Genomic DNA, 22625 nt, shown 5'->3' with positions numbered 1-22625 from the left:
GGTGAGGCAGCTGCCAGAGCGGGCACTGTACCTGGCCCGGCGGTTGGCCCGGCAATGAACCCGGTTGTTAACCCGGTTGTGCGAGTTCGGGCTAGGCAGGTTCGGTGATGTCGGCGACGACGGCGCTGAGGGCCGCGGTGAGGGCGTCGGCGTCGACGAAGGCGCTGTACCCGTGTTCGCCGGCGCCCATCGAAACGCGGCGGCCGGTAATGCTGCTGTCGGCGTAGACGGGCCACGCGGAGGTGCTGCCGAGCGGGGTGATGGTGCCGCGCTCGTAGCCGGTGGCGGCGAGGGCCACGTCCGGGCTGGGCAGCGAGAGCTTGTTGACGCCCAGCAGTTGGCGGAGCTTGGGCCACGAGATCTGACGGTCGCCGGGGATAAGGGCGAACAGGAAGCTGCCGTCCTTGTGCTTGACCACGAGCGATTTCACGATGTCCGCCGGAGGGATGCCGAGGATGCCGGCGGCTTCCGCCAGGCTGTTCGCGGCCAGCCGCTCCACCAGCTCCACGGTGAGGCCGCGAGCGGCGGCGTCGGCCAGGAAGCGTTCCCTGCCGGCGCCGCCGGGCCCTTGGTTCTCTACGAGTTCGGCCATGAGTCGCGGTACAGCAGCAGGGCCTCGCCCTGGCCGCCGCCGCCGCAGAGCGACACGGCGGCCTTGCCGCCGCCGCGCCGCTTCAACTCGTGGGCCGCGTGCAGGGCCAGCCGGGCTCCGGAAGCGCCGATCGGGTGGCCCAGGGCGATGGCCCCGCCGTGGATGTTGCACTGCTCCAGGGGGTAGTCCAGGTCCTTGAGGGACTGCACCGCCACCGAACCGAAGGCCTCGTTGATCTCGATGAAGTCGAGGTCCGCGGTGGACCAGCCGGCCTTCTCCAGGGCGCTCTTGATCGCATTGGAGGGCTGCGAATGCAAGGAATTGTCCGGCCCGGCGACCTGCCCGGGCCGGCCCACCACGGCCAGGTACTCCAGGCCGTTCTCTTCGGCGAACTTCCGCGAGGTGAGGACCAGGGCGGCTGCGCCGTCCGAGAGCGGTGAGGAGTTGCCGGCCGTGATGGTGCCGTCGGTGGCGAAGGCCGCACGCAGGGCGGCGAGGGAGGAGATGGACGTGTCCGGCCGGACACCCTCGTCGGTGCCGACCTCAATCGGCTCGCCTCTGCGCTGCTTGACGCTGATCGGCGCGATTTCGCCGTCGAAAATCCCGTCCTTGGCGGCGGTGGCGGCGCGCTGGTGCGAGGCGGCGGCCACGCCGTCCTGGGCGGCGCGGTCGATGCCGAGCGTGACATTCTTGCTCTCCGTGGACAGCCCCATGGACTGCCCGTCGAAGGCGTCGGTGAGGCCGTCGTGGGCGGCGGCGTCGAGCGCCTGGACGGAGCCGTAGGTCCAGCCCTGGCGTGAGCCGGGCAGGAGGTGCGGCGCCCGGCTCATGGACTCCTGGCCGCCGGCAACCACAACCCTGGCGTCGCCGCTGCGGATGGCCCGGGCGGCGTCGATCACGGCGGTGAGGCCGGAGAGGCAGACCTTGTTGATGGTGATGGCGGGGACGTTCCAGCCGATGCCCGCCCCGATGGCGCTCTGCCGGGCCGGGTTTTGGCCGGCACCCGCCTGCAGGACCTGGCCCATGATGACCGAGTCAACCTGGTCCGCCTTCAGCCCGCTGGCAGCCAAGGCGGCGCGAATGGCGTGGGCGCCGAGGTCGACGGCGGTGAAGCTCGCCAGTTGCCCGTTGAGCCGGCCCTGCGGGGTGCGGGCGCCGGCGAGGATGACAACATCATTGTTGTCCGTGGAGTTGCTCATGGTTGTCTCTTCCGATCTCTATGGGCGTCCCTCCAAGGTTATCGTGAGCCAAGTCACTGAGCCATTCGCCGGCCATTCGCGGGACATTATGCGGTAGTGGGCTGCGGGCGGGTGCATGCGGCTGGGCCCGGGGCGCGGGCGGGGGACGTGCTTGCAATAACCGCTGAAGTGGGGTAGACAAGTAGGTTGCTTTGCCGTAGTGTTGATATTTGCGTCTTCCCTGTTTACCTTCAGCCTTCATATAGCGGTGGGCTTAGCCTGACAGCTGCTCCATCAATGTGCCGTCTACAACGTGCACCAGCATGGACAGCGCGGGACCGGGTCATATAGCGGAACCGGACTGGTAGCACTGCGGAGTCATTTTCGCAGACTGCATAACGGGGGAGATCTGAAAACGCCTGAAGGTCTGTGGAAGGATCCCTCTTGGTCGCCTCGAGCACCTCTAATGTAAACAACGCTACCGCTATCAATGCCGACAGCACCGACGGTGCAACCCGCCGGCTCTCTTTCGCAAAGATTCACGAACCGCTTGACGTTCCGAATCTGCTTGCCCTGCAAACCGACAGCTTTGACTGGCTGGTCGGAAACGAACGCTGGCAGGCACGCGTCGCGAAGGCCGTCGAAGAAGGCGACCTCAGCGTCGCCACCTCTTCGGGTCTGTCTGACATCTTCGAAGAGATCTCCCCGATCGAGGATTTCCAGGGCACAATGTCCCTGAGCTTCTCCGAGCCGGAGTTCGCTGATCCGAAGTACACCATGGCCGAGTGCAAGGACCGGGACGCTACGTACTCCGCTCCGCTGTACGTCAAGGCCGAATTCATGAACAACAACACGGGCGAAATCAAGCAGCAGACCGTGTTCATGGGCGACTTCCCGCTGATGACCGAGAAGGGCACCTTTGTCGTTAACGGCACCGAGCGTGTCGTCGTGTCCCAGCTGGTCCGTTCCCCGGGCGCCTACTTCGAGCGCACCGCGGACAAGACCAGCGACAAGGACATCTTCACTGCGAAGATCATCCCGTCCCGCGGCGCCTGGTTCGAACTCGAAATCGACAAGCGTGACCAGGTCGGCGTTCGCCTCGACCGGAAGCGCAAGCAGTCCGTCACCGTGCTTCTGAAGGCCCTCGGCTGGACCGAAGGCCAGATCCTCGAAGAGTTCGGCCAGTACGACTCCATGCGCGCGACGCTGGAGAAGGACGCCACCGAGACCCGCGAAGACGCTTTGCTGGACATCTACCGGAAGCTGCGACCGGGCGAGCCGCCCACGGTCGAGGCTGCCCAGTCCCTGCTGGACAACCTGTACTTCAACTCCAAGCGCTACGATCTGGCCAAGGTCGGCCGTTACAAGATCAACCGCAAGCTCGGCATCGACCGCTCCCTTGGCGACAAGGAAGCATCCGTGCTGCACGTTGAAGACATCGTTGCCATGATCAAGTTCCTGGTAGCCCTGCACGCCGGTGAGAAGACCCTCACGGGCAAGCGCGACGGCCAGGACCACGAGCTGCGCGTCGAGATCGACGACATCGACCACTTCGGCAACCGCCGCATCCGCGCCGTCGGCGAGCTCATCGAGAACCAGGTCCGCACCGGCCTGTCCCGCATGGAGCGCGTTGTCCGCGAGCGTATGACGACCCAGGACGTCGAGGCCATCACGCCGCAGACGCTGATCAACATCCGCCCCGTCGTGGCAGCGATCAAGGAGTTCTTCGGAACGTCCCAGCTCTCGCAGTTCATGGACCAGAACAACCCGCTTTCGGGTTTGACCCACAAGCGCCGCCTGTCCGCGCTTGGCCCGGGTGGTCTGTCCCGTGACCGCGCCGGCATGGAAGTTCGAGACGTCCACCCGTCCCACTACGGACGTATGTGCCCGATCGAAACCCCTGAAGGCCCGAACATCGGCCTGATCGGTTCGCTGGCTTCCTACGGCCGCATCAACCCGTTCGGTTTCATCGAGACCCCGTACCGCCTCGTGTCCGAGGGCGTCGTCTCCGATGAGGTCCAGTACCTCACGGCCGACGACGAGGCCGAGGTCCTGATCGCACAGGCCAACGCGCCGCTCGACGAGAACAAGCGTTTCGCCGAAGAGACCGTGCTGGTTCGTGCCCGCGGTGGTGGAGGCGAGCCCGTGCTGGTTCCCGCCGCCGAGGTCGAGTTCATGGACGTTTCCCCGCGCCAGATGGTGTCCGTGGCTACCGCCCTGATCCCGTTCCTCGAGCATGACGATGCCAACCGTGCACTCATGGGTGCCAACATGCAGCGCCAGGCCGTGCCGCTGGTCCGTTCCGAGGCACCGTTCGTCGGTACCGGCATGGAACGTGCCGCCGCCGTCGACGCCGGTGACGTCACCATCGCCAAGAAGGCCGGTGTGGTTACCGAGGTCTCCGCTGAGCTGGTCATCATGCTCAATGACGACGGTACGGAAACCAACTACCGGATCAACAAGTTCGCGCGCTCCAACCAGGGCAACTGCTACAACAACCGCGTCCTGGTGAACGAAGGCCAGCGCCTGGAAGTCGGCGGCATCATCGCCGACGGCCCGGCAACGGACCAGGGCGAGCTCGCCCTCGGTAAGAACCTGCTCGTGGCATTCATGTCATGGGAAGGCCACAACTTCGAGGATGCCATCATCCTGTCCCAGCGGATCGTGGCCGAGGACGTCCTGTCCTCGATCCACATCGAGGAGCACGAGATCGATGCCCGCGACACCAAGCTTGGTGCCGAGGAAATCACCCGTGACATCCCCAACGTGTCCGAGGAAGTCCTGGCTGGCCTGGACGAGCGCGGCATCATCCACATCGGTGCCGAAGTTGAAGCCGGCGACATCCTGGTTGGCAAGGTCACTCCCAAGGGCGAGACCGAGCTGACCCCGGAAGAGCGCCTGCTGCGCGCCATCTTCGGTGAGAAGTCCCGCGAAGTGCGCGACACCTCCCTGAAGGTGCCGCACGGCGAGTCCGGCACCGTGATCGGTGTCCGTGTCTTCGACCGCGACAACGACGACGAGCTGCCCCCGGGCGTCAACCAGCTGGTCCGCGTCTACGTGGCCGCGAAGCGCAAGATCACCGACGGCGACAAGCTCGCCGGCCGTCACGGCAACAAGGGCGTCATCTCCAAGATCCTCCCGATCGAGGACATGCCCTTCCTTGCCGACGGTACCCCCGTTGATATCGTCCTGAACCCGCTGGGTGTCCCGGGCCGTATGAACGTCGGCCAGGTGCTGGAAACGCACCTCGGCTGGGTTGCCAAGACCGGCTGGAAGATCGAAGGCGAGCCCGAGTGGGTCAAGCAGCTGCCGAACCTGCCGCGCGAGAGTGGCTCGACCACTGTCGCGACGCCGGTCTTCGACGGCGCACGTGAAGAAGAAATCACGGGCCTGCTCGACTCCACGAACGTCACCCGCGACGGCGAGCGCCTGATCAACTCTTCGGGCAAGACCCGCCTGTTTGACGGCCGCTCCGGCGAGCCGTTCCCGGATCCGATCTCGGTCGGCTACATGTACATCCTGAAGCTCCACCACCTGGTGGACGACAAGATCCACGCGCGCTCCACCGGCCCGTACTCCATGATCACGCAGCAGCCGCTGGGTGGTAAGGCACAGTTCGGTGGCCAGCGCTTCGGTGAAATGGAAGTGTGGGCGCTCGAAGCCTATGGCGCCGCCTACACGCTCCAGGAGCTCCTCACGATCAAGTCGGATGATATCCACGGTCGTGTGAAGGTCTACGAAGCCATCGTCAAGGGCGAGAACATCCCGGAGCCGGGCGTTCCTGAGTCCTTCAAGGTCTTGATCAAGGAAATGCAGTCGCTGTGCCTGAACGTGGAAGTGCTGTCCACGGACGGAACCACAATTGAAATGCGTGACTCTGATGACGCAGTCTTCACGGCTGCGGAAGAACTGGGCATCGATCTGTCTCGTGCAGAGCCCAGTTCCGTAGAAGAGGTCTAGCAGGTGATGTACGACGGCGGGTTCGCCCCCGCCGTCGTACACCGCCTCCCTCTTCCCGTAACCCAAGACTTCAGAATTTAGAGAACAAGAGAGAACAGGGACCATATGTCCAGCGAATCCTCCTTCGGCCTCATGCAGATCGGCCTCGCCACCGCGGAAGACATCCGTGGCTGGTCTTACGGCGAGGTTAAGAAGCCGGAAACCATCAACTACCGCACGCTTAAGCCTGAGAAGGACGGCCTCTTCTGCGAGAAGATCTTCGGCCCGTCCCGCGACTGGGAATGCTACTGCGGCAAGTACAAGCGCGTGCGCTTCAAGGGCATCATCTGCGAGCGGTGTGGCGTTGAGGTCACCCGTGCCAAGGTGCGCCGTGAGCGCATGGGCCACATCGAGCTGGCCGCCCCGGTAACGCACATCTGGTACTTCAAGGGTGTCCCGTCCCGCCTGGGCTACCTCCTTGACCTGGCACCGAAGGACCTTGAAAAGGTCATCTACTTCGCCGCCTACATGATCACGAGCGTTGACGCTGATGCCCGTCACGAGGAACTGCCCAACCTCCAGATTGAGCACGACATCGAGAAGAAGCAACTGATCGACAACCGTGACTCGGACATCGCCACGATCGCCCGCGACCTCGAGAACGAGCTTGCCCGGCTCGAAGGCGAAGGCGCCAAGGCTGCCGACAAGAAGAAGGCCCGCGACTCCGCCGACCGCCAGATGGCCAACGTGCGCAAGCGCGCGGATGCCGAAATCGAGCGCCTCGAGCAGGTCTGGGACCGCTTCAAGAACCTGAAGGTCGCCGACCTCGAAGGTGACGAAGGCCTGTACCGCGAATTGCGTGACCGCTACGGCATGTACTTCGAGGGCTCCATGGGTGCCGAGGCCATCAAGAAGCGTCTTGAGACCTTCGACATGCAGGCCGAGTCCGACCTGCTGCGCGACATCATCGCCAACGGCAAGGGCCAGCGCAAGACCCGCGCCCTGAAGCGGCTCAAGGTGGTCAACGCGTTCCTCACGACCGACAACAGCCCGCTCGGCATGGTGCTGGACGCCGTCCCGGTGATCCCGCCGGAACTGCGCCCGATGGTCCAGCTGGACGGCGGCCGCTTCGCGACCTCCGACCTCAACGACCTGTACCGCCGCGTGATCAACCGCAACAACCGTCTCAAGCGCCTGCTGGACCTCGGCGCCCCGGAGATCATCGTCAACAACGAGAAGCGCATGCTTCAGGAAGCCGTTGACAGCCTCTTCGACAACGGCCGCCGCGGCCGCCCGGTCACCGGGCCGGGCAACCGCCCGCTGAAGTCCCTGAGCGACATGCTCAAGGGCAAGCAGGGTCGTTTCCGTCAGAACCTCCTGGGTAAGCGCGTTGACTACTCCGGCCGTTCGGTCATCGTCGTTGGCCCGCAGCTGAAGCTGCACCAGTGCGGCCTGCCCAAGCAGATGGCGCTGGAGCTCTTCAAGCCGTTCGTGATGAAGCGCCTGGTTGACCTCAACCACGCACAGAACATCAAGTCCGCCAAGCGGATGGTCGAACGCTACCGCCCGCAGGTCTGGGACGTGCTCGAAGAGATCATCACCGAGCACCCTGTGCTGCTGAACCGTGCACCTACCCTGCACCGTCTCGGCATCCAGGCCTTCGAGCCGCAGCTGGTCGAAGGTAAGGCCATCCAGCTTCACCCGCTGGTTTGTGGTGCCTTCAACGCCGACTTCGACGGCGACCAGATGGCAGTCCACCTGCCGCTGAGCCCCGAAGCCCAGGCCGAAGCCCGGATTCTGATGCTGTCTTCGAACAACATCCTGAAGCCGTCCGACGGCCGCCCGGTGACGCTGCCGTCGCAGGATATGATCATCGGCCTCTACCACCTGACCACCAAGCGTGTCGGTTCGGCTGGCGAAGGCCGGATCTTCTCCTCCGTGGCGGAAGCCATCATGGCGTTCGACCTGCACGAACTGCACCTGAACTCCAAGGTCAAGATCCGGCTCGAGGGCTTCGTGCCCTACGCCGGCTGGGAAGCTCCCGAAGGCTGGGAGCCCGGTCAGATTGCTCTGGTCGAGACCTCCCTGGGTCAGGTCGTGTTCAACCAGACACTGCCCGCGGACTACCCGTGGGTTGAGGCCGTTGCCGACAAGGGTGAGCTGTCCCGGATTGTCAACGACCTGGCCGAGCGCTACCCGAAGGTCATCACGGCGGCAACGCTGGACAACCTGAAGGACGCCGGTTTCTACTGGGCTACCCGCTCGGGCGTCACGGTTGCCATCTCTGACATCGAGGTCCCGAAGAACAAACCGGAGATCCTTGCCGGCTACGAGACCATGGCTGCCAAGATCCAGGGCCAGTACGACAAGGGCCTGATCGACGACGACGAGCGTCGCCAGGAACTGATCGAGATCTGGAACAAGGCAACGAACGAAATCGCCCAGGCGATGCGTGACAACCTGTCCCCGATGAACACCATCAACCGGATGGTGTCCTCCGGTGCCCGTGGCAACTGGATGCAGGTCCGTCAGATCGCGGGTATCCGTGGCTTGGTGGCCAACCCGAAGGGCGAGATCATCCCGCGTCCGATCAAGTCCTCGTACCGCGAGGGCCTGTCGGTGCTGGAATACTTCATCGCCACGCACGGTGCCCGCAAGGGTCTGGCCGATACCGCACTGCGTACCGCCAACTCGGGTTACCTGACCCGTCGCCTGGTGGATGTGTCGCAGGACGTCATCGTCCGTGAAGAGGACTGCGGCACCGAGCGCGGCCTCGTCACCCCGATCGCGGTCGCTGACGCCAACGGTGAGCTGGTCCTGGACGAAAACGTCGAGAACAGCGCCTACGCCCGCACCCTGGCCGTGGATGTCGTTGACTCCAAGGGCAAGGTCCTGGCGGCGGCCGGCACTGACTGCGGCGACGTCGTCATTGCCGAGCTGTTCGCAGCCGGCATCACGGAGGTCAAGGTCCGCTCCGTACTCACCTGTGAGTCCAGCGTCGGTACCTGTGCCCTGTGCTACGGCCGTTCGCTGGCCACCGGCAAGACCGTGGACATCGGCGAGGCCGTGGGCATCATCGCCGCACAGTCCATCGGTGAGCCCGGTACCCAGCTGACCATGCGTACGTTCCACACCGGTGGTGCAGTTTCCGCCGGCGGCGGCGACGACATCACCCAGGGTCTGCCCCGTATCCAGGAGCTCTTCGAAGCCCGTACTCCGAAGGGTGTCGCACCGATTGCCGAAGCAGCCGGCCGCATCACCATCGAAGAGTCCGAGCGCCAGATGCGCCTGGTCATCACCCCGGATGACGGATCTGAAGAGATCGCCTACCCGGTGCTGCGCCGTTCACGTCTCCTCATCGAAGACGGCGATCACGTCAGCGTCGGACAGAAGCTCATCAACGGTCCGGTCGACCCCAAGCAGGTGCTGCGCATCATGGGCCCCCGTGCCGCGCAGAAGTTCCTGGTTGACGAAGTCCAGGGCGTGTACCGCAGTCAGGGCATCGGTATCCACGACAAGCACGTCGAGGTTATCGTCCGCCAGATGCTGCGCCGCGTCACGGTCATCGAATCCGGTGAATCGGATCTGCTGCCCGGCGAGCTCGCCGAACGCAGCCGCTTCGAGGACGCCAACCGCCGCGTGGTTTCCGAGGGCAAGACGCCGGCCTCCGGCCGTCCCGAGCTCATGGGTATCACCAAGGCGTCCCTGGCGACCGAGTCCTGGCTGTCCGCAGCTTCCTTCCAGGAGACCACCCGCGTCCTGACGCAGGCGGCCATGGAAGGCAAGAGCGATCCGCTGCTCGGCCTCAAGGAAAACGTCATCATCGGTAAGCTGATCCCGGCCGGCACGGGTCTCCCGCGCTACACCGAGGTCACGGTCGAGCCGACTGAGGAAGCGAAGGCCAATCTGTTCACCGGCCCGAGCGCGTTCAGTGACTTCTCCTACGATTCCCTGGGCGGCGACGGAGCTCCTGAGTTCCACGCCATCCCGCTGGATGACTACGATCTGGGCAGCGACTTCCGCTAAACGGATAGCTCTCCCAAGGATGGTCCCGCACCGCAAGGTGGGGGACCATCCCCGTTTAACCCGTCGATTGCTCCGTAGCTGCCGTTTTGGGACCCCAAAAGGGCGCTACCGGAGCAATCGACGGGTGGGGTAGCCCCTCGCTTCCGCGCCGATTAAGGGCAGGGAGCCCACCGTGGTAGACTTGAGACTAATTGTTATTGTGGCAGTGGATGAGGGCGCCGGTTTCAGTTACTCAGCGTAAGGCTGAGACGCTGAACCAGGACGACGTTTCCGGTTTGCAGGGTTCTTGTGCAACGTATGCCACATTTTCGCATGCCTAGGGGCCAGTCGGGATGGAATTCCGGGGCCCGGGCCTGCGGTCCGACTATTAAGGCTTCGCCTCGGCTGCTCTGGAGAGAATTTCACGGCTCGAGCTGCGGGGCGCAGCGACAAGAGAGTGGTCGCCAACGGCCGCTCCGGATAAAACGGAGAACACGAGAGTGCCTACGATTAACCAGCTGGTCCGGAAGGGCCGCACGCCGAAGGTCAAGAAGACCAAGGCCCCCGCGCTTAACGGCAGCCCGATGCGCCGCGGTGTTTGCACCCGCGTGTACACGACAACCCCGAAGAAGCCGAACTCGGCTCTGCGTAAGGTTGCCCGCGTGCGCCTCAACGGTGGCGTTGAAGTGACCGCTTACATCCCCGGTGTGGGTCACAACCTGCAGGAGCACTCCATTGTGCTCGTCCGTGGTGGTCGCGTTAAGGACCTCCCGGGTGTCCGCTACAAGATTGTCCGTGGCGCCCTCGATACCCAGGGTGTAAAGAACCGTAAGCAGGCCCGCAGCCGCTACGGCGCAAAGATGGAGAAGAAGTAATATGCCTCGCAAGGGTCCGGCCCCCAAGCGGCCGCTAGTACTAGATCCGGTTTACGGCTCCCCGCTGGTCACGCAGTTGATCAACAAGGTGCTCGTTGACGGCAAGAAGTCCACCGCAGAGCGCATCGTCTACGGTGCCCTCGAAGGCGCCCGCGAGAAGAGCGGCGGCGACCCCGTTGCCGCCCTCAAGAAGGCCATGGAGAACATCAAGCCGAGCCTTGAGGTGAAGTCCCGCCGCGTCGGTGGCGCCACCTACCAGGTCCCCGTTGAGGTCAAGCCGGGCCGCGCAACTGCGCTGGCCCTGCGCTGGCTCGTCGGCTACTCCAAGGCCCGCCGCGAAAAGACCATGACCGAGCGCCTCCGGAACGAAATCCTGGATGCCTCCAACGGTCTCGGCGCCGCTGTGAAGCGCCGCGAAGACACCCACAAGATGGCCGAGTCCAACAAGGCCTTCGCTCACTACCGCTGGTAATACTTCCCGGACGCCGCCGGCTCAACCGAGCCGGCGGCGAACGTGCAGTCCATCCGAAAGGGAGACACCGTGGCACAGGACGTGCTTACCGACCTTAGCAAGGTCCGCAACATCGGCATCATGGCCCACATCGATGCCGGCAAGACCACTACTACCGAGCGCATCCTGTTCTACACGGGTGTGAACCACAAGATCGGCGAAACGCACGACGGCGCGTCGACCACCGACTGGATGGAACAGGAAAAGGAACGCGGCATCACCATCACGTCTGCCGCCGTGACCTGCTTCTGGGAAAACAACCAGATCAACATCATTGACACCCCGGGCCACGTGGACTTCACGGTCGAGGTTGAGCGCTCCCTGCGCGTCCTCGACGGTGCTGTCGCAGTGTTCGACGGCAAGGAAGGCGTGGAGCCGCAGTCCGAGACTGTTTGGCGCCAGGCCGACAAGTACAACGTCCCGCGCATCTGCTTCGTCAACAAGATGGACAAGCTCGGCGCTGACTTCTACTTCACCGTCGACACCATCATCAGCCGCCTCGGTGCCAAGCCGCTCGTCATGCAGCTGCCGATCGGTGCCGAGAACGACTTCATCGGCGTCGTCGACCTGCTGTACATGCGTGCACTGGTCTGGCCCGGCGACTCCAAGGGTGACGTCACCATGGGTGCCAAGTACGAGATCCAGGAGATCCCGGCTGACCTCAAGGAAAAGGCCGAAGAGTACCGCGCAACGCTCGTTGAGACCGTTGCAGAGTCCTCCGAAGAGCTCATGGAGAAGTACCTCGAAGGTGAAGAAATCACCGAAGACGAGCTCAAGGCCGGCATCCGCAAGATGACGATCAACTCCGAGCTCTACCCGGTCTTCTGTGGCTCCGCGTTCAAGAACCGCGGCGTGCAGCCGATGCTGGACGCCGTCGTGGACTACCTGCCGAACCCGCTCGACGTTCCCCCGATGATCGGTCACGATCCTCGCGACGAAGAGAAGGAACTGACCCGGAAGCCCTCCGCTGACGAGCCGTTCTCCGCGCTGGCGTTCAAGATTGCCGCGCACCCGTTCTTCGGCCAGCTCACTTTCATCCGCGTGTACTCCGGTCACGTGGAAGCAGGCTCCCAGGTGGTTAACTCCACCAAGGGTAAGAAGGAGCGCATCGGCAAGCTGTTCCAGATGCACGCCAACAAGGAAATGCCGGTTGACGGCGCTACCGCTGGCCACATCTACGCAGCTATCGGCCTGAAGGACACCACCACCGGCGACACGCTGTGCGATCCGAGCAACCAGATCGTCCTTGAGTCCATGAGCTTCCCGGAGCCCGTGATCTCGGTTGCGATCGAGCCGAACACCAAGGGTGACCAGGAGAAGCTCTCCACGGCCATCCAGAAGCTCTCCGCTGAGGACCCGACCTTCCAGGTCTCCCTCAACGAAGACACCGGCCAGACCATCATCGCCGGCATGGGCGAGCTTCACCTGGACATCCTGGTGGACCGCATGCGCCGCGAGTTCAAGGTCGAGGCGAACGTGGGCAAGCCCCAGGTTGCCTACCGCGAAACCATCAAGCGCGCTGTGGAGCGTCACGACTACACGCACAAGAAGCAGACCGGTGGTTCGGGTCAGTTCGCAAAGATCCAGATCGCGATCGAGCCGTTGGACACCTCCGAAGGCGAGATGTACCAGTTCGAGAACAAGGTCACCGGTGGCCGCATTCCGCGCGAATACATTCCGTCGGTCGACGCCGGCATCCAGGATGCACTGAACGACGGCGTCCTGGCCGGTTACCCGGTTGTCGGCATCAAGGCCACGCTGATCGACGGCGCGTACCACGATGTTGACTCCTCGGAAATGGCGTTCAAGATCGCTGGCCGGATGGCTTTCAAGGAAGCCGCACGCAAGGCGAACCCTGTCCTGCTCGAACCGCTGATGGATGTCGAGGTGCGCACCCCTGAGGAATACATGGGTGAAGTTATCGGTGACATCAACTCCCGCCGYGGCCAGATGCAGTCCATGGAAGATGCCCAGGGCGTCAAGGTCATCCGCGCGCACGTTCCGCTGTCCGGCATGTTCGGTTACATTGGCGACCTGCGTTCGAAGACCCAGGGCCGCGCTGTGTACTCCATGACGTTCAACAGTTACGCGGAGGTCCCGAAGGCAGTAGCCGACGAGATCATCCAGAAGAGCCGCGGCGAGTAGCCCCCCAGGGCTACCCGCAGCAGCGACAAAAAACTCGGGTGCGGTTCCTCAATAGGGACCCACCTGGTGCAGGCGGCCGGTTTGCGGTTAGATGCAGTCCGGACTGCTGTAGTCCGGTCAAGCCGGGCACCGGCCGCCAGCACGACCAGGCACTAGGCACTAGTATTAGTTCCTGAATCAGCAATTTCACCAATCCAAAGCCCCCCAAGTAGACTTGCTAAAGTTTCGGCCGCGACAAGCGCGGGCGGAGGGCAAGTCATTTGAAAACGTTCTAGGAGGAACCTGTGGCAAAGGCAAAGTTCGAGCGGACTAAGCCGCACGTTAACATCGGCACCATTGGTCACGTTGACCACGGTAAGACGACGCTGACGGCCGCCATTTCCAAGGTGCTGTACGACAAGTACCCGACTCTCAACGAGAAGCGTGACTTCGCGTCCATTGACTCTGCTCCCGAAGAGCGTCAGCGCGGCATTACCATCAACATCTCGCACGTTGAGTACCAGACCGAGAAGCGCCACTACGCACACGTAGACGCCCCCGGTCACGCTGACTACATCAAGAACATGATCACCGGCGCTGCTCAGATGGACGGCGCAATCCTCGTGGTTGCCGCTACCGACGGCCCGATGGCTCAGACCCGTGAGCACGTTCTGCTCGCCCGCCAGGTTGGCGTTCCCTACCTGCTGGTCGCGCTGAACAAGGCTGACATGGTTGACGACGAGGAGCTCCTCGACCTTGTCGAAATGGAAGTTCGTGAGCTGCTCAGCTCGCAGGGCTTCGACGGCGACAACGCCCCGGTCGTTCGCGTTTCGGGCCTGAAGGCTCTGGAAGGCGACCCGGAGTGGGTCAAGTCCGTCGAGGACCTCATGGCTGCCGTCGACGAGTCCGTTCCGGACCCGGTTCGTGACCGTGACAAGCCGTTCCTGATGCCGATCGAAGACGTCTTCACGATCACCGGCCGTGGCACCGTTGTTACGGGCCGCGCCGAGCGTGGTACCCTCGCCATCAACTCCGAGGTCGAGATTGTCGGCATCCGCCCGATCCAGAAGACCACGGTTACCGGTATCGAGATGTTCCACAAGCAGCTCGACGAAGCATGGGCCGGCGAGAACTGTGGCCTGCTGCTCCGCGGTCTGAAGCGCGACGATGTCGAGCGTGGCCAGGTTGTCGTCAAGCCGGGTTCCATCACCCCGCACACCGACTTCGAAGCCAACGTCTACATCCTCTCCAAGGACGAAGGCGGGCGTCACAACCCGTTCTACTCCAACTACCGCCCGCAGTTCTACTTCCGCACCACGGACGTAACCGGCGTTATCACCCTGCCGGAAGGCACGGAAATGGTTATGCCCGGCGACAACACTGAGATGACCGTTGCGCTCATCCAGCCCATCGCCATGGAAGAAGGCCTCGGCTTCGCAATCCGCGAAGGCGGCCGCACCGTTGGTTCGGGACGTGTCACCAAGATCATCAAGTAACTACTTGTTGACCTAGCTTGAATCCTCAGGCCGTCTGACGGCCGCCACGAGGGAGGAACAGCCCCGCTGCACTGCAGCGGGGCTGTTCCGTTTAACCCCTGCTACCGTTGCAGGTGAAGAAGGGATGCCGACATGGAGTGGATCATCTTGCTGATTCTGGCGGTCGCCGTGGTGGTTGTCATCGGCGGCGGCCTGTGGGCCAAAAAGTATTTCCGGCACGAGATCGAGCGCGCAAAGCGGATCGACCGGGCCAACAAGAACCAGTAGCGCGGCGGACGGGCCGCGTCAGCGCAGCCTGGCCCGGCTGAGGGCCTGGTACCAGTAGAAGGACTCCTTGGGGGTCCGTTCCTGGGTCTCGAAGTCGACGTGGATCAGGCCGAAGCGCTGGGAGTAGCCGGCCGCCCATTCGAAGTTGTCCATCAGGGTCCAGACGTAATAGCCAAGGAGTTCGACGTCGGCGGCGATGCCGCCGGGCGCGGTCGCCGCCAGGGCCTGGCCGAGATGGCTGGCGAGGTAGTTGATCCGGCCCGTGTCGGCGATCGGACCGTCGACGTGGTCGGGTTCGGGGAAGCTGGCCCCGCTCTCGGTAATGTACAGCGGCGGCAGCGCCTCACCGTACCGGTCCTTCAGCTCCCGCAGCAGCGGGCCCAGATGATCCGGCGCCACCGGCCAGCCGAAGCCCGTGGTCTCATATTCGGGGAAGGCTGCCATGTGGAACGGCAGCCGCACCATCGCCTCGGCTGAGCCGACTGGGCTGTCCGCCGGGCCGCGGCCCGTGGCCACCTTGACCGGGTAGTAATAGTTCAGTCCATAGAAGTCCAGCGGCTGGTGGATGTCGCGCAGGTCAGCGTCGGTGATCCTTCCCAGCGAACGGAACCACGGCCGGGCCAGCAGCGGAGGTTTGGGATAGCTCCCCAGCAGGATCGGATCGGCGTAGATGCGGTTCAGTGCCAGATCGAAAACCCTGGCAAGCAACCGGTCCGTAACCGAGCGCGTCGCCGGCCGGACCGGGGAGTGCAGGTTGGTGACGCCGACAGCGCCGCTGACCCCCGCGGCCCGCAACGCCTGCACCGCGAGGCCGTGCGCCAGCAACTGGTGGTGCACCGACGGCAGGGCGTCGAAGAGCAGATCGTGGCCGGGGGCGTGGACGCCCAGAGCGTAGCCGTTAAGGGTGACCGAGGCCGGTTCGTTCAGTGTCACCCACTGGGTGACGCGGTCGCCGAACCGGGCACCCGCCGCGGCGCTGTACTCGGCGAAGCGCTCCGCCGTCGTCCGGTTCATCCAGCCGCCGCGGTGCTCGAGGGGAAGCGGGGTGTCCCAGTGGTACAGGGTCGCCATCGGCGCGATGCCGGCTTCCAGGAGCCTGTCGATCAGCCGATCGTAGAAGTCGAGGCCCTCGGCGTTGAACGGTCCCGTTCCGTCCGGCTGGATCCGCGGCCAGGAGATCGAGAAACGGTAGGAGTCGATGCCGAGCTCGCGCATCAGCCGGACGTCGTCGTCGGAGCGGTGGTAGTGGTCGCAGGCGACGGCGGGGGAGTGGCCGTCCAGGATGCTCCCCGGCTTCTCCGCGAAGGCGTCCCAACCGGAGGGGCCGCGACCGCCGGCGGCGAGGGCGCCCTCGATCTGGAAGGCGGCGGAGGCAACCCCCAGCATGAAGCCTTGCGGCAGGCGGGCGGCGAGGTCCGGGAGGGCTGGCGTTTCCTGCGCGGTCATGCCCCTATCTTCGTATCGACGGTTGCTGAAGGCAATGAGCAGGGCGACGGCGCGCGGTCCGGGACGGCGCCGTCGGCTGATTCGCTTCTCCCGATTAATTCCGGCATACTAGATGAGTTGTTCAAGCGCTCTTTCGTGTCCCGATCCGGATAATGCCGGGTGTCAGGGTCCAAGTAAGAGCCCAAACATAACCCACTTCCCAAGGAATTGCGGGCAAGTACGCGCGGAATGCGCGACACGCCCGACCGCGGGGGTCGGTTACGCCGGCAGGTTGAGGAACCCGGATTCATCCGGATTCAGCTTGTGCGGCGGGTGGTAGTTACGACTTCAAATGCTTCGGCAGCCGCACAACAGGTAAGTGAACAGGGCAGCCCTAACCAGGGGAAGCACAGACTGAAAGAGAGTCAGGCGACATGGCGGGACAAAAAATCCGCATCCGGCTGAAGTCATACGACCACGAGGTCATTGACGTTTCAGCACGGAAGATCGTTGAGACGGTCACGCGCGCAGGCGCAACTGTAGTTGGCCCCGTGCCGCTGCCGACGGAGAAGAACGTTTACTGCGTAATCCGCTCTCCGCACAAGTACAAGGACAGCCGCGAGCACTTTGAAATGCGCACGCACAAGCGTCTTATCGACATCATCGATCCCACGCCCAAGGCTGTTGACTCGCTCATGCGTCTCGACCTGCCGGCCGACGTGAACATCGAAATCAAGCTGTAGGGAGGTGCTGAGAGACTATGACCGCAACCCGTAACGTAAAGGGCCTGCTGGGCACGAAGCTCGGCATGACCCAGGTCTGGGACGAGAACAACAAGCTCATCCCCGTCACTGTGGTCCAGGCTGACTCAAACGTCATCACCCAGCTGCGCAACGCAGAGACTGATGGCTACGTCGCCGTTCAGATCGGCTACGGCCAGATCGACCCCCGCAAGGTCACCAAGCCGCTGGCTGGTCACTTTGAAAAGGCAGGCGTCACGCCTCGCCGCCACGTCGTAGAACTGCGCACTGCAGATGCTGACTCTTACGAGCTGGGCCAGGAGCTCTCCGTTGAGCTCTTCGAAGCCGGCCAGAAGATCGACGTCGTTGGCACCACCAAGGGTAAGGGCTTCGCCGGTGTTATGAAGCGTCACGGCTTCCACGGCGTTGGAGCTTCCCACGGTGCCCACAAGAACCACCGTAAGCCCGGTTCAATCGGTGGCGCATCCACCCCGAGCCGCGTCTTCAAGGGCATGAAAATGGCCGGCCGCATGGGCGCCGTTCGTCACACCACGCTGAACCTCACGGTCCACGCGGTTGACGTCGAGAAGTCGCTGCTCCTGATCAAGGGTGCCGTCCCCGGCGCCCGCGGCCAGGTCGTACTCGTACGCACCGCCGTGAAGGGAGCCTAGTTCAATGACTAGCACTGTCAAGGTTGACCTGCCCGCAGAGATCTTCGACGTACAGACCAACGTGCCGCTGCTGCACCAGGTCGTCGTTGCACAGCTCGCTGCTGCTCGCCAGGGTACCCACAAGACCAAGACCCGCGCCGAGGTTTCCGGTGCAGGTCGCAAGCCGTTCAAGCAGAAGGGCACCGGCCGCGCCCGTCAGGGTTCAATCCGTGCTCCTCACATGACCGGTGGTGGCGTTGTCCACGGCCCGACGCCGCGTGACTACAGCCAGCGCACCCCCAAGAAGATGATTGCTGCTGCACTGCGCGGCGCACTCTCTGACCGCGCCCGTAACGGCCGCATCCACGTCATCGCTGAACTGGTCGCCGGCACCAAGCCGTCCGCCCGTGAAGCACTGGCAACGCTGCGTGGCGTCTCCGAGCGCAAGAACCTGCTCGTTGTCATCGACCGCGCCAACGATGTTGCTGCACTCTCGGTGCGCAACCTCCAGGATGTTCACGTTCTGTACGCAGACCAGCTGAACACCTACGACGTGCTCGTTTCTGACGACGTAGTCTTCACCAAGGCTGCCTACGAAGCATTCGTTGCTGACAAGGCTGCAAAGAACGAGGAGGATGCCAAGTGAGCGCAGCCACCATCAAAGACCCGCGCGACGTCGTGCTTGCACCCGTCGTCTCGGAAAAGAGCTACGGCCTGATCGACGAGGGCAAGTACACCTTCCTGGTGGACCCCCGCTCGAACAAGACCGAGATCAAGCTGGCCGTGGAGAAGATTTTCTCCGTCAAGGTCGAATCGATCAACACCATCAACCGTGCCGGTAAGCGCAAGCGCACCAAATTCGGATGGGGTACCCGCAAGAACACCAAGCGTGCGATTGTGAGCCTCAAAGAAGGCACTATCGACATCTTCGGCGGTCCGCTCTCGTAGCGGAGACCACTTTAACGAGGAAATAAATTATGGGAATCCGTAAATACAAGCCGACTACCCCGGGCCGTCGCGGCTCGAGCGTAGCGGACTTCACCGAAATCACGCGGTCGACGCCGGAAAAGTCGTTGGTACGTCCCCTCCCGAAAAAGGGTGGCCGTAACAACACCGGTAAGATCACGACCCGTCACAAGGGTGGTGGCCACAAGCGCCAGTACCGTCTGATCGACTTCCGTCGCCACGACAAGGACGGCGTCAACGCCCGCGTTGCCGAAATCGAGTACGATCCGAACCGCACGGCTCGCATCGCCCTCCTGCACTACGTTGATGGCACCAAGCGTTACATCATCGCCCCGAACAAGCTGGCCCAGGGTGACACCGTGGAAGCAGGTGCCGACGCTGACATCAAGCCCGGCAACAACCTGCCGCTGCGCAACATCCCGGTCGGTACCGTGATCCACGCAGTTGAACTGCGTCCGGGTGGCGGCGCCAAGATGGGCCGGTCCGCCGGCGCATCGATCCAGCTCGTTGCCAAGGAAGGCCGCTTCGCCCAGCTGCGTCTGCCTTCCGGCGAAATCCGCAACGTTGACGTGCGCTGCCGCGCCACAGTCGGCGAGGTCGGCAACGCCGAGCAGTCGAACATCAACTGGGGCAAGGCCGGCCGCATGCGCTGGAAGGGCGTTCGCCCGACCGTCCGTGGTGTCGCCATGAACCCGGTCGACCACCCGCACGGTGGTGGCGAGGGTAAGACGTCCGGTGGACGTCACCCCGTCAACCCGAACGGTAAGCGCGAAGGCCGCACCCGCCGTCCCAACAAAGAGAGCGACAAGCTTATTGTTCGTCGCCGTCGTACTGGCAAGAACAAGCGATAGGAGCCTGGACACATGCCACGCAGCCTGAAAAAAGGTCCTTTCGTTGACCAGCACCTCTTTGTGAAGGTAGCCAGGGAAAACGAAAAGGGCACCAAGAACGTCATTAAGACCTGGTCCCGCCGTTCGATGATCGTCCCCGACATGCTCGGGCACACGATCGCCGTGCACGACGGACGCAAGCACATCCCCGTGTTTGTCACTGAGTCGATGGTCGGGCACAAGCTCGGCGAATTCGCTCCCACGCGGACATTCCGCGGCCATGTCAAGGACGACCGTAAGGGCAAGCGCCGCTAGGCGCCTGCACTTACGTCAAAGACGAGAGAAGGAAAGCAATGGAAGCCAAGGCAATTGCGCGCCACATCCGCGTAACGCCTATGAAGGCCCGGCGCGTCGTCAACCTTGTTCGTGGTAAGCAAGCGAATGAGGCTCTGGCAATTCTGAAGTTTGCCCCGCAGGCAGCTTCGGAGCCGGTATTCAAGGTAGTTCAGTCGGCAATCTCCAACGCCCGGGTCCTCGCGGACCGCGACGGCGTGGCGTTTGACGAGAGTGACCTCATCATCAGCGAAATGTATGTTGATGAAGGCCCGACCATGAAGCGGTTCCAGCCGCGAGCCCAGGGTCGTGCATTTCAGATCAAGAAGCGCACGAGCCACATCACCGTGGTAGTTGCTACCCCGGAGAAAGAGGAGGCTCGCTAAGTGGGACAGAAAGTTAACCCGCACGGGTTCCGACTCGGCATCACCACCGATCACGTATCGCACTGGTTTGCTGACAGCACCAAGGCCGGCCAGCGGTACAAGGACTTCGTTCGCGAAGACATCCGCATCCGCCAGCTCATGTCCACGGGCATGGAGCGCGCCGGTATCGCCAAGGTTGAGATCGAGCGCACCCGCGACCGTGTCCGCGTGGATATCCACACGGCACGCCCGGGCATCGTTATCGGCCGCCGCGGCGCCGAAGCAGACCGCATCCGCGGCGAGCTCGAAAAGCTCACCGGCAAGCAGGTCCAGCTGAACATCCTCGAGGTCAAGAACCCCGAGATGGAAGCCCAGCTTGTTGCCCAGGGCGTTGCCGAGCAGCTGACTTCCCGCGTGGCTTTCCGCCGTGCGATGAAGAAGGCAATGCAGTCCGCGCAGCGCGCCGGTGCCAAGGGCATCCGGATCGCTTGCTCGGGTCGACTGGGTGGCGCAGAAATGTCCCGCTCGGAGTTCTACCGCGAAGGCCGTGTGCCCCTGCACACCCTGCGCGCGAACATCGACTACGGCTTCTACGAGGCCAAGACCACCTTCGGCCGCATCGGCGTGAAGGTCTGGATCTACAAGGGTGACCTCACCGCCAAGGAACTGGCCCAGCAGGCAGCTGCTGCTCCGTCCCGCGGCCGTGGTGCCAGCGATCGTCCGGGCCGCCCGGGTGGCGCTGACCGTGGTGACCGCCGTCGTCGTAACGACCGTCCGGCAGCGGAGGCAGCTCCGGCCGCCGAAGCTCCGGCAGTTGAGGCTGCACCTGCTGCAGTAGAAGGAGGACAGGCTTAAATGCTTATCCCACGTCGAGTCAAGCACCGTAAGCAGCACCACCCGGGTCGTTCCGGCGCTGCCACGGGCGGCACCGAGGTCTCGTTCGGTGAGTGGGGTATCCAGGCTCTGAGCCCGGCATACGTCACCAACCGGCAGATCGAATCTGCCCGTATCGCGATGACCCGCCACATCAAGCGTGGCGGAAAGGTCTGGATCAACATCTACCCGGACCGTCCGCTGACCAAGAAGCCGGCCGAAACCCGCATGGGTTCCGGTAAGGGTTCTCCGGAGTGGTGGGTCTCAAACGTCAAGCCGGGCCGGGTTCTCTTCGAGATCTCCGGTGTCGAGGAATCGGTTGCTCGCGAGGCACTGCGCCTGGCAATCCACAAGCTCCCGTTGAAGGCACGCATTTTGCGTCGCGAAGGTGGTGAATAGAAATGGCAGTAGGATCCAAGGAACTTGCATCCGCACAGCTGGATGGTTTCGACAACGAGCGACTCGTTGAAGAACTCCGTAAGGCCAAGGAAGAGCTGTTCAACCTGCGTTTCCAGTCCGCCACCGGTCAGCTGGAGAACCACGGTCGTCTGCGCGCGGTAAAGAAGGACATCGCCCGCATCTACACCGTTCTCCGTGAGCGCGAACTGGGCATTCGTGCCGAGGTTGCCGCACCGGTTGTGGAAGCCAAGGAAGAAAAGAAGTCCAAGAAGTCCGCAGCCAAGGCTGAGAAGGCTGAAAAGCCGGCCGAGGCTGAGACTGAGGAGGACGCCAAGTGACTGAAAAGGACGAGAACGTGACGGAAACTGTTTCCGGCGCAGCTACGGCTGACGAGCGCGGTTACCGTAAGACGAAGCGCGGCTATGTGGTCTCGGACAAGATGGAAAAGACCATCGTTGTCCAGGTCGAGGACCGTGTGAAGCACGCCCTCTATGGCAAGGTCCTTCGCCGCAACACGAAGATCAAGGCTCACGACGAAGAGAACAGCGCCGGCATCGGCGACCTCGTTCTCCTCGCCGAGACCCGCCCGCTCTCCGCCACCAAGCGGTGGCGTCTGGTGGAGATCCTCGAGAAGGCCAAGTAACACCTGCACCTCCGCCCCGGCGGTCGTTGTACAGAAACCCCCGTTCCCTTCTGGGAGCGGGGGTTTCCGCCTTAACGGAAACGCACCGGTGTCTCGGCCGGCAGGCTTTAGGCAGACGCCCGACGGCGGGGCCCGGTTATCCGGCCGGCAGGCCTTGGGGGCGGGCCAAACGGCTGTCCGGAGTGACGCCGTCGTCGCCTTCCAAACGCTCCCTCACTTTTGGCACGAAATTGACGGGCGCTCCCTCACTTCTAGCTGCTTCTTGGGGACTGTGGAATTAACGGTGTATCCGGCTCGACACGCCAGGCGGTCTGCTTGGCAGGAATGAGCTGGATATGCCGGTGACACTGGATGCCGTGAAGACTGCGGACACCACTGCGAAACCGAAGGAAGATTCGGAGGCTGAGGCCGCCC

At 63.3% G+C, this 22625-nt stretch carries 21 protein-coding genes; 18 read left to right on the top strand and 3 right to left on the bottom strand.

Annotated elements, in window-relative coordinates; all coding sequences use genetic code 11:
- Window positions 1–91: 91 nt before the first annotated feature.
- Together AC1DGI_RS17230 and AC1DGI_RS17225 are read right to left on the bottom strand one after the other, a co-directional pair.
- Window positions 92–592: an aminoacyl-tRNA deacylase gene (locus tag AC1DGI_RS17230; RefSeq protein WP_441400157.1), complete on the bottom strand. Its 501-nt coding sequence runs from the start codon at window positions 590–592 to the stop codon at window positions 92–94.
- Window positions 577–1791: an acetyl-CoA C-acetyltransferase gene (locus tag AC1DGI_RS17225; protein WP_476899699.1), complete on the bottom strand. Its 1215-nt coding sequence runs from the start codon at window positions 1789–1791 to the stop codon at window positions 577–579. The genes AC1DGI_RS17230 and AC1DGI_RS17225 overlap by 16 nt, the downstream gene beginning before the upstream one ends.
- A 423-nt stretch (window positions 1792–2214) precedes the next feature.
- Between AC1DGI_RS17225 and rpoB the strand changes: the two genes are divergently transcribed.
- The 7 genes from rpoB to AC1DGI_RS17190 all read left to right on the top strand — a co-directional run bounded on the left by rpoB (window position 2215) and on the right by AC1DGI_RS17190 (window position 14987).
- Window positions 2215–5730 carry a DNA-directed RNA polymerase subunit beta gene (rpoB, locus tag AC1DGI_RS17220; RefSeq protein WP_476899698.1) on the top strand — a complete coding sequence of 1172 codons (3516 nt, stop codon included), beginning with the start codon at window positions 2215–2217 and terminating at the stop codon, window positions 5728–5730.
- 105 nt (window positions 5731–5835) lie between these two features.
- Window positions 5836–9735, top strand: coding sequence for a DNA-directed RNA polymerase subunit beta' (locus AC1DGI_RS17215; RefSeq protein ID WP_476899697.1), 3900 nt, complete (start codon window positions 5836–5838; stop codon window positions 9733–9735).
- Between the two features lie 479 nt (window positions 9736–10214).
- Window positions 10215–10589 carry a 30S ribosomal protein S12 gene (gene rpsL, locus AC1DGI_RS17210; RefSeq protein WP_011692814.1) on the top strand — a complete coding sequence of 125 codons (375 nt, stop codon included), beginning with the start codon at window positions 10215–10217 and terminating at the stop codon, window positions 10587–10589.
- 1 nt (window position 10590) lies between these two features.
- Entirely contained in the window at window positions 10591–11061 is a 471-nt protein-coding gene (rpsG, locus tag AC1DGI_RS17205) for a 30S ribosomal protein S7 (RefSeq protein ID WP_441403163.1), read from the top strand.
- A gap of 69 nt (window positions 11062–11130) precedes the next feature.
- Window positions 11131–13245: an elongation factor G gene (gene fusA / locus AC1DGI_RS17200; RefSeq protein WP_476899696.1), complete on the top strand. Its 2115-nt coding sequence runs from the start codon at window positions 11131–11133 to the stop codon at window positions 13243–13245.
- A gap of 284 nt (window positions 13246–13529) precedes the next feature.
- A complete protein-coding gene (gene tuf / locus AC1DGI_RS17195) occupies window positions 13530–14720 on the top strand; it encodes an elongation factor Tu (RefSeq protein WP_476899695.1) in 1191 nt (396 codons plus the stop codon).
- A gap of 132 nt (window positions 14721–14852) precedes the next feature.
- Window positions 14853–14987 (top strand): hypothetical protein, encoded by a 135-nt coding sequence (locus AC1DGI_RS17190; RefSeq protein ID WP_441403348.1) that lies wholly within the window; start codon window positions 14853–14855, stop codon window positions 14985–14987.
- An 18-nt stretch (window positions 14988–15005) separates the two neighbouring features.
- On the opposite strand, the gene AC1DGI_RS17185 is transcribed toward AC1DGI_RS17190, so the two are convergent.
- Complete coding sequence (locus tag AC1DGI_RS17185; protein WP_441403347.1) at window positions 15006–16433, bottom strand: GH1 family beta-glucosidase; 1428 nt, start codon at window positions 16431–16433, stop codon at window positions 15006–15008.
- Window positions 16434–16846: 413 nt separating this feature from the next.
- Between AC1DGI_RS17185 and rpsJ the strand changes: the two genes are divergently transcribed.
- Genes rpsJ through rpsQ form a run of 11 tightly spaced genes read left to right on the top strand, consistent with a single transcriptional unit; the run spans window position 16847 to window position 22211 of the window.
- Complete coding sequence (gene rpsJ / locus AC1DGI_RS17180; protein ID WP_003803825.1) at window positions 16847–17155, top strand: 30S ribosomal protein S10; 309 nt, start codon at window positions 16847–16849, stop codon at window positions 17153–17155.
- A gap of 17 nt (window positions 17156–17172) precedes the next feature.
- A complete protein-coding gene (gene rplC / locus AC1DGI_RS17175) occupies window positions 17173–17823 on the top strand; it encodes a 50S ribosomal protein L3 (RefSeq protein WP_003803812.1) in 651 nt (216 codons plus the stop codon).
- Between the two features lie 4 nt (window positions 17824–17827).
- Window positions 17828–18448, top strand: a complete 621-nt coding sequence (rplD, locus tag AC1DGI_RS17170) for a 50S ribosomal protein L4 (RefSeq protein WP_442250875.1) — start codon at window positions 17828–17830, stop codon at window positions 18446–18448.
- Window positions 18445–18750 (top strand): 50S ribosomal protein L23, encoded by a 306-nt coding sequence (gene rplW, locus AC1DGI_RS17165; RefSeq protein ID WP_018773664.1) that lies wholly within the window; start codon window positions 18445–18447, stop codon window positions 18748–18750. The genes rplD and rplW overlap by 4 nt, the downstream gene beginning before the upstream one ends.
- A 29-nt stretch (window positions 18751–18779) precedes the next feature.
- Window positions 18780–19619 (top strand): 50S ribosomal protein L2, encoded by an 840-nt coding sequence (gene rplB / locus AC1DGI_RS17160; protein ID WP_024366131.1) that lies wholly within the window; start codon window positions 18780–18782, stop codon window positions 19617–19619.
- 12 nt (window positions 19620–19631) lie between these two features.
- Window positions 19632–19913: a 30S ribosomal protein S19 gene (gene rpsS / locus AC1DGI_RS17155; protein WP_018773666.1), complete on the top strand. Its 282-nt coding sequence runs from the start codon at window positions 19632–19634 to the stop codon at window positions 19911–19913.
- A 38-nt stretch (window positions 19914–19951) separates the two neighbouring features.
- The gene (gene rplV, locus AC1DGI_RS17150) at window positions 19952–20317 is read left to right on the top strand and encodes a 50S ribosomal protein L22 (protein WP_354348543.1); all 366 of its coding nucleotides are present in this window, start codon (window positions 19952–19954) and stop codon (window positions 20315–20317) included.
- Complete coding sequence (gene rpsC, locus AC1DGI_RS17145; protein WP_441402146.1) at window positions 20318–21151, top strand: 30S ribosomal protein S3; 834 nt, start codon at window positions 20318–20320, stop codon at window positions 21149–21151.
- Window positions 21152–21568, top strand: coding sequence for a 50S ribosomal protein L16 (gene rplP / locus AC1DGI_RS17140; RefSeq protein WP_441402147.1), 417 nt, complete (start codon window positions 21152–21154; stop codon window positions 21566–21568). It begins immediately after the preceding gene.
- 2 nt (window positions 21569–21570) lie between these two features.
- A complete protein-coding gene (gene rpmC, locus AC1DGI_RS17135; RefSeq protein WP_136321878.1) occupies window positions 21571–21906 on the top strand; it encodes a 50S ribosomal protein L29 in 336 nt (111 codons plus the stop codon).
- On the top strand, window positions 21903–22211 hold the full coding sequence (rpsQ, locus tag AC1DGI_RS17130; RefSeq protein WP_441402149.1) for a 30S ribosomal protein S17: 309 nt from the start codon (window positions 21903–21905) through the stop codon (window positions 22209–22211). The genes rpmC and rpsQ overlap by 4 nt, the downstream gene beginning before the upstream one ends.
- Window positions 22212–22625: the final 414 nt, after the last annotated feature.

The sequence above is a fragment of the Arthrobacter sp. 05N428_2 genome (assembly GCF_056397065.1).
This window is presented reverse-complemented; position numbering and strand designations above follow the sequence as displayed.

Excerpts from the sequence above, each read along its gene's own strand:
- AC1DGI_RS17230 (WP_441400157.1), bottom strand. The coding sequence starts at position 592 with ATGGCCGAACTCGTAGAGAACCAAGGGCCCGGCGGCGCCGGCAGGGAA.
- AC1DGI_RS17225 (WP_476899699.1), bottom strand. The coding sequence starts at position 1,791 with ATGAGCAACTCCACGGACAACAATGATGTTGTCATCCTCGCCGGCGCC.
- AC1DGI_RS17215 (WP_476899697.1), top strand. The coding sequence starts at position 5,836 with ATGTCCAGCGAATCCTCCTTCGGCCTCATGCAGATCGGCCTCGCCACC.
- rpsG (WP_441403163.1), top strand. The coding sequence starts at position 10,591 with ATGCCTCGCAAGGGTCCGGCCCCCAAGCGGCCGCTAGTACTAGATCCG.
- AC1DGI_RS17190 (WP_441403348.1), top strand. The coding sequence starts at position 14,853 with ATGGAGTGGATCATCTTGCTGATTCTGGCGGTCGCCGTGGTGGTTGTC.
- AC1DGI_RS17185 (WP_441403347.1), bottom strand. The coding sequence starts at position 16,433 with ATGACCGCGCAGGAAACGCCAGCCCTCCCGGACCTCGCCGCCCGCCTG.
- rpsJ (WP_003803825.1), top strand. The coding sequence starts at position 16,847 with ATGGCGGGACAAAAAATCCGCATCCGGCTGAAGTCATACGACCACGAG.
- rplC (WP_003803812.1), top strand. The coding sequence starts at position 17,173 with ATGACCGCAACCCGTAACGTAAAGGGCCTGCTGGGCACGAAGCTCGGC.
- rplD (WP_442250875.1), top strand. The coding sequence starts at position 17,828 with ATGACTAGCACTGTCAAGGTTGACCTGCCCGCAGAGATCTTCGACGTA.
- rplB (WP_024366131.1), top strand. The coding sequence starts at position 18,780 with ATGGGAATCCGTAAATACAAGCCGACTACCCCGGGCCGTCGCGGCTCG.
- rpsS (WP_018773666.1), top strand. The coding sequence starts at position 19,632 with ATGCCACGCAGCCTGAAAAAAGGTCCTTTCGTTGACCAGCACCTCTTT.
- rplV (WP_354348543.1), top strand. The coding sequence starts at position 19,952 with ATGGAAGCCAAGGCAATTGCGCGCCACATCCGCGTAACGCCTATGAAG.
- rplP (WP_441402147.1), top strand. The coding sequence starts at position 21,152 with ATGCTTATCCCACGTCGAGTCAAGCACCGTAAGCAGCACCACCCGGGT.
- rpmC (WP_136321878.1), top strand. The coding sequence starts at position 21,571 with ATGGCAGTAGGATCCAAGGAACTTGCATCCGCACAGCTGGATGGTTTC.